The organism is Shewanella pneumatophori, from assembly GCF_023283895.1.
Lineage (GTDB): Bacteria > Pseudomonadota > Gammaproteobacteria > Enterobacterales > Shewanellaceae > Shewanella > Shewanella pneumatophori.
In genome coordinates this window covers 257,111-263,110 of sequence record NZ_JAKILB010000008.1, presented here as the reverse complement: position 1 = coordinate 263,110, position 6,000 = coordinate 257,111, and the positions used below count along the sequence as shown (strand labels likewise).

3 protein-coding genes are annotated in these 6,000 nt (G+C 44.1%); all 3 read right to left on the bottom strand.

Features of this window, described 5'->3' with window-relative positions:
• Positions 1 to 291 precede the first annotated feature (291 nt).
• Entirely contained in the window at positions 292 to 2,529 is a 2,238-nt protein-coding gene (locus tag L2740_RS14420; protein WP_248950828.1) for an acyl-CoA dehydrogenase, read from the bottom strand.
• Between the two features lie 382 nt (positions 2,530 to 2,911).
• Positions 2,912 to 4,651 (bottom strand): alkaline phosphatase family protein, encoded by a 1,740-nt coding sequence (locus L2740_RS14415; RefSeq protein WP_248950827.1) that lies wholly within the window; start codon positions 4,649 to 4,651, stop codon positions 2,912 to 2,914.
• 213 nt (positions 4,652 to 4,864) lie between these two features.
• Positions 4,865 to 5,995 (bottom strand): ribosome small subunit-dependent GTPase A, encoded by a 1,131-nt coding sequence (rsgA, locus tag L2740_RS14410; RefSeq protein ID WP_248950826.1) that lies wholly within the window; start codon positions 5,993 to 5,995, stop codon positions 4,865 to 4,867.
• Positions 5,996 to 6,000: the final 5 nt, after the last annotated feature.

Sequence of the window (6,000 nt, the reverse complement as noted above, 5' to 3'; positions counted from 1 at the left end):
CTCATTAGGGCCAGAGAATAATACTTTCTCATAAACAGGCCGGATATACGTATGCAGTTTTACCCACTGTTGCTCAATAATATCGCTTGAATTAAGTGAGGTGTCCATATATGTATTCATAGCGTGTCACGGCAGTATCTGCACATACCCCGCTGGAGGCGATTGATAGCTATGAAGCTAAAATGCACATTAGACTTCACGGTAGCAAAAACAAAAATCCAATTAGCTTATTTTGAAGCTAAAAAAACCACCTTGCGGTGGCTTTTTAGTGACTACTTGTAGCCTTATCGATTAGTTAGCGATTTTAAGCTCTGCTCGGTCGCTGATCAGGTTGAGGTCAAAATCAAACTCATCGACGCGGATGGCGCGTTCACGCTTAAGATTATAATCTTGTAGCAATTTATGCTCGGCATCGCTAATCACTTTTGCCTCAAGTGCGGCATCTAAGGTGAGTGCAAATCTTACGCCTGGCTTAAATGTCTTGGCGCGAATCGCTTTTTTGACTTTAGCCAGTAGCGGTAAACATTCCATTTTAGCAAGGTAAGCTTGCTCGTTGATGTCGTTACCGTCACCAGCAGTTGGCTTAACCAGATGAGTTAGATGCTGCTTAAACTCGGTATTAAGCTGCGCTTGCTCTGCTAACTCACGTACTAGGTCATCGTTGATTTTCGGCATCTTGGCTGAGTAAGTTACCGTGATTAAGCGCATAAACTTACGTGTCGCTGAAGATGGGAAGTTATCTAAGAAGTCTAGTAACGCTTTTTCAGCTTGGCACAGTGACCAGCGGGTTGCGTAATGGAAGTATGGCGCAGCTTCTTTTCGCTCTGCGGCAGTTAGCTTTTGCTCGTAGTAGCGAATTGATGCCATAGCAGCATATAAGTAGCTCATCACATCACCAAGACGGGCTGACAGCATCTCTGCTTGCTTTAACTTGCCGCCAAGTACCAATAATGAGAAGTCGGCATAGACTGCAAGTTTTGATGCCAGTTTATGTACTGATTGCTCGTAAGGTTTTACTTCGGCGAGCGTTGATGCTGCTGAAGCGGTAAAAGGTAGCAAACCAAGTTTAAAGGCGCGTAGGCTGTTACCCACACTGTAGCCAACCGTTTTACGTAAAATGCCATTAAAGACTTTGTCGGCACTTTTTTCGTTTGAGTGAATAGACTCAACCATAGATTGTAAGTATGGGTGACAACGCATTACACCTTGACCGAAAATCATCAAGTTACGGGTAAGAATGTTGGCGCCCTCAACGGTAATCGCAATAGGCTGCGCTACGTAACCTGAAGCTAAAGTATTTTGCGGACCACACTGAATCGCTTTACCGGCTTGAATGTCCATAGCTGAGTCGAGTACATCACGGCCAAGCTCTGTCATATGGTATTTAGCAATTGCAGTCACTACCGATGGCTTTAAGCCAAGACCTAGACCTTCGGTTGTCAGTACGCGCATCGCTTCTTGCAGATAAGTTTTACCGGCAATATCGGCAAGCTTTTCTTGAATACCTTCAAACTTACCAATAGATAAACCAAACTGCTCACGCACTGCGGCGTATTCAGCTGATGACTTAAATGATGCTTGGCTGACTGATACGCCCAGTGCTGGCAGTGAAATACCACGACCTGCGCCAAGACAAGCCACTAGCATGGCCCAACCACGGCCAATATTCTTCTGGCCGCCAATGATAAAGTCCATTGGGATAAATACGTTTTCACCGCGGGTAGTACCGTTATAAAAACGAATACCCATAGGGTCATGACGATTGCCTAGCTGCACACCGGGGTGTGACTTTGGAATAAGGGCGCAGGTAATACCAAGCTGCTCTTTACCGCCCAGTAGACCGTTAGGATCTTCAACTTTAAAGGCTAAACCTAATACGCTGGCAATAGGGGCTAGGGTAATGTAGCGCTTGTCCCAAGTTACGCTTAAACCTAATACTTGCTCACCTTGGTATTCACCCATGGTAACGGTACCAATGTCTGGAATACCGCCAGCATCTGAACCCGCCTCTGGGCTGGTTAATGCGAAACATGGGATCTCTTGACCATTGGCTAGACGTGGCAACCAGTAGTTTTGCTGCTCAGAGGTACCGTAATGCATCAGTAGCTCACCCGGGCCGAGTGAGTTTGGCACCATTACGGTGACTGCGACTGCTGAACTTTTAGCGGCGATTGTGGCAACGATGGTTGAGTTGGCATAAGGGCTGAACTCAAGACCACCAAAAGATTTTGGAATGATTAATGAGAAAAATTTGTGTTCTTTTAAGAAGTTGAGAATGTTGTCAGGCAGATGCTTGCTACGTTGGATCTCAAAGTCATCGACCATGTCGAGTAGGGTGGCAACGGGGCCATCTAGGAAGGCTTGCTCATCGCTTGATAGCGTTGCAACAGGAATATCACGTAGGGCTGCAAAGTCTGGTACACCTTGGTAAATCGAACCTTCTAACCACACATCACCGGCATCGAGTGCTTCTTGCTCTGTGGTAGAAATGCTTGGCAATACTTTTTTTAATTTAGTTCTAATGCTCATATTTAATGCTCGTCCGACCAGAAGTTATGCTTCACATTACGTCACAAAATGAGTCATAGATCAAATTTTCAAACGATAAATTTAAACGCTTGTTTATATTTTTAGGTGTCTGCTGTTTAGTTTTTGGTTTTTACGGTAAAAATTTCATAAGCTTACGCGTGTACGCTTAAATGAAATTAATTTTTTAGTTCAATGGATTAGTTAACCCAAATTCATAACAATTTTGCTTAAAGGCAAAAATAAAGCGGGGGGAGGCTAGTGCAATATGAGTGCAATATGAGTGCGATAAGGGCAAATAAAAACGCTGCTAGTGATGACTAGCAGCGTTAATTATGAGCTCAATTATTAATGAGACATAACTGATTTTGAGGTTGCCGCATGGTTATTCTAAGACTTCGCTTAGCACTTTGCCGTCGCTGCCTGATGGTTGTTTTGTTCCTGCGATTGTAGCTAGCGTGGTAGCAATATCTACGGTTTCTACTGCTCGAGTTACTGTTTGTGATTCAATATTTTTGCCAGCGAAAATTAACGGTACAAATGTATCGTAACGCCACGGTGAACCATGGCTAGAAGCGACACTTAAACCGTCAAATTCATTAATGAAATAGTGGGGTTTAAACACGATATAAATGTCACCAGAGCGCTGTGGATGATGGTTGTTAGCGACTAATTTGGCAACATGAGTGTTAGGCAATAAGCTTTGGTTTATATCGCTGCTGGTGGCGCTAAATGCCACGCCTTCAAGCTTAGCTATTTCATCTGCGACGGCTGTTTGTACTTGTTCGGTATTAAGTTGATATTTGGCGATAGTGTCGTGGTTTAAGTACAAATATGGCGTTTGAAACTTATTAATGAGCGAGTCTTTTTCGTTGATCTTAAAGCGCTGCTTTATTTTCTCGATGGCGGCGTTGCTGTGCCACTCTTTTGGATGCACATATTGGGCATCAATTCCCATTGCTTGCAAATACTCTGGAGACTCAGGGCTGCCGTGATCGGCAGATAAAACAATGACGGTGTTATCTAAGCCGACTTTGTCGTCGATAAAGCTTAGAAAGTCGGCCAAGGTGTTATCAAGATGAAGTAGATTATCTTCGGCTTCTAGGCTCGATGGGCCAAAGATATGGCCGACGTAATCGGTAGATGAAAAGCTGACTGAAAGATAATCGGTGATCTCGTCTTGGCCAATGGCCTCATTCTCAATCAGCCTCTTGGCAAAGTCGGCGGTTAACTCATCACCGGCTGGGCTCAGGGTTAAAAATGTCGTGAAGTATTTGCCATCTCTAGCACCATATTGGTGGGGAAAGACTCGGCCAAAGCCGGGAAAAGCGACTTCCCATTCTTGGTCATCGTTGTTGGCAAAAAGGTAACTGGCTTGAGGTTTGGCAAGCTGCCATGTTTGGTTAGCATATTGCGCGGTGGGCTTACCTGTATTATATCGTTTTACCCATTCTGGATAGTCTTGATAGTAAAACGCTGAGGTAACAAATTCCCCTGACTTTTTAGAGAACCAGAATGCTTTACCAGCATGACCCGCCATTGCGACAGCGCCTCTGTCTTTTACTGAAACGCCAAACACTTTGGCTTTGCCATTATGGGTTAACGCAAGTTCATCACTAAAGGTTGAAACGAGAATATTCATTGGTGAGCGACCGGAACTGCTGGCGGTTTTTTGGGTGGGATCGATTTCTGTTTTTTTGTTCACATCACCATCGGCAGACAACAGGGGATAGCGCGCATCTTCAATATTATAAACTGAGTGACCTAAACTGCGGTCAAACCAAACATTACCCACCATGCCATGGTTGGCCGGGTAAGCGCCGGTAGATAAGGTGGTATGGCCGACAATGGTTTCGGTGTTGGCATGGGCATGCTGTGCATTTTTATAGACCACACCGCTATTGAGTAAATAGTTAAAGCCGCCTTTAGCAAATCTATGTTGATAGCGACTGAGCATATCGCCGCGCAATTGATCGACTGTGATCTGTAAGATAAGTTTTGGTGCTTCTTGCTCTGAGCTAGCCGCAGCTGTCAATGGCATTAACATTACAGCTAAGCCTAGAGTCAGTGTTTTTAATCGTGTAGCTGTGCTTGTGTAACGCACACCGTCTTGCAATGTTAGCATTTGAATTCCTTATCTTTGTGCTACTGGTGACAATTTAATAAGCTTACTCTATAAGCAAATAATTGCTTATATAAATAGTGAGATGCACTAAATTTTAGGTATAAAAAAAGGGCAATGATTGCCCTTTAATATTGTTAAGCTCAATTAAGCTGTTTATCTAACACTTGTCGTTTATGACTCATATTTAAAGTCCAGTTGTATGATATATCCAGCTTAGCCGCGTTTGTTAGCGCGAGCATTCCCTTGAACGCGTTTATACATTTTGCTCAAGCTTTTACCTTTAGCTCTTTTCTCTGCAATGCTTGCTCCATTGAGCGCTTGTTCACGCATCAACTTTTGAAAGCTTTGTAGACGACGCTCGGTTAGCAAGCCTGCTTCAATAGCTGCTTGCACGGCACAGCCTGGCTCTTGCTCATGTTGGCAGTCGATAAATTTACATTGCTGGGCATATTCGACTAAGTCGGCGAAGGTTTCGTTCAGCCCCTCTTCACAATCAGCAAGTTGTAATTCACGCATACCTGGGGTATCTAGCAACAAACCACCACTGGCGGTGATATGCAGTGAACGGCTGGTGGTAGTATGGCGGCCTTTGCTGTCATCTTGGCGAATAGCTGAAGTTAACTGGCTTGAGTCACCAAGCATGGCGTTAACTAAGGTAGATTTACCCACACCCGATGAGCCGATAAAGGCTACTGTTTTACCTTCGCTGCAATAGCTGCTTAAAGCCGTTGTACTTTCACTATCTAAACCGTTAACGGTTTCAATCAGTAGGTTTGCATCTAACTCGCGTAGCGCTTCAATAAATGGGCTTAAGTCATCGCATAAATCAACTTTAGTTAACACGATAACTGGCGTGACTTTAGCCTCATTCACTAGGGCTAAATAACGCTCGATACGGTTAACATTAAAGTCATCATTTAGTGATGAAACGATAAATACCCAGTCAAGGTTAGCGGCGATAAGCTGTTGCTCGACCTTTGAACCTGCAGCCTTTCGACTAAAGAGTGCACTGCGCTCAAGTAGTGATACAAAGTTATGTTGCTCATCTACAAGTACCCAGTCGCCGACCGTCATTTCTGGCATAGCCTGATGGATGGCTAGGCTTGTTTCACCGCTCTCGGTTAGCAGCTGATATTGACTACGGTGGTGAGCACTTACTCGTGCAACATAGGCATAATCTAGAGACTCTGTAATAAGCTGCTGCTGAAAAAATCCGTTCCAGCCCATTTGCTTTAAGCTTCTTAATGGCGCTGTTGATTTGGCCTGTGCAGGTACACTGCTAGCTACAGTTGTTTTAGTAAGAGTGTTTGATTTTAAGTGGTTAAAACGATTTGATTTGGTCATGTAAA

What these genes read in the sequence shown, in the direction of transcription:
- L2740_RS14420 (WP_248950828.1), bottom strand. Translation starts at nt 2,529, where the DNA reads ATGAGCATTAGAACTAAATTAAAAAAAGTATTGCCAAGCATTTCTACC.
- L2740_RS14415 (WP_248950827.1), bottom strand. Translation starts at nt 4,651, where the DNA reads ATGCTAACATTGCAAGACGGTGTGCGTTACACAAGCACAGCTACACGA.
- rsgA (WP_248950826.1), bottom strand. Translation starts at nt 5,995, where the DNA reads ATGACCAAATCAAATCGTTTTAACCACTTAAAATCAAACACTCTTACT.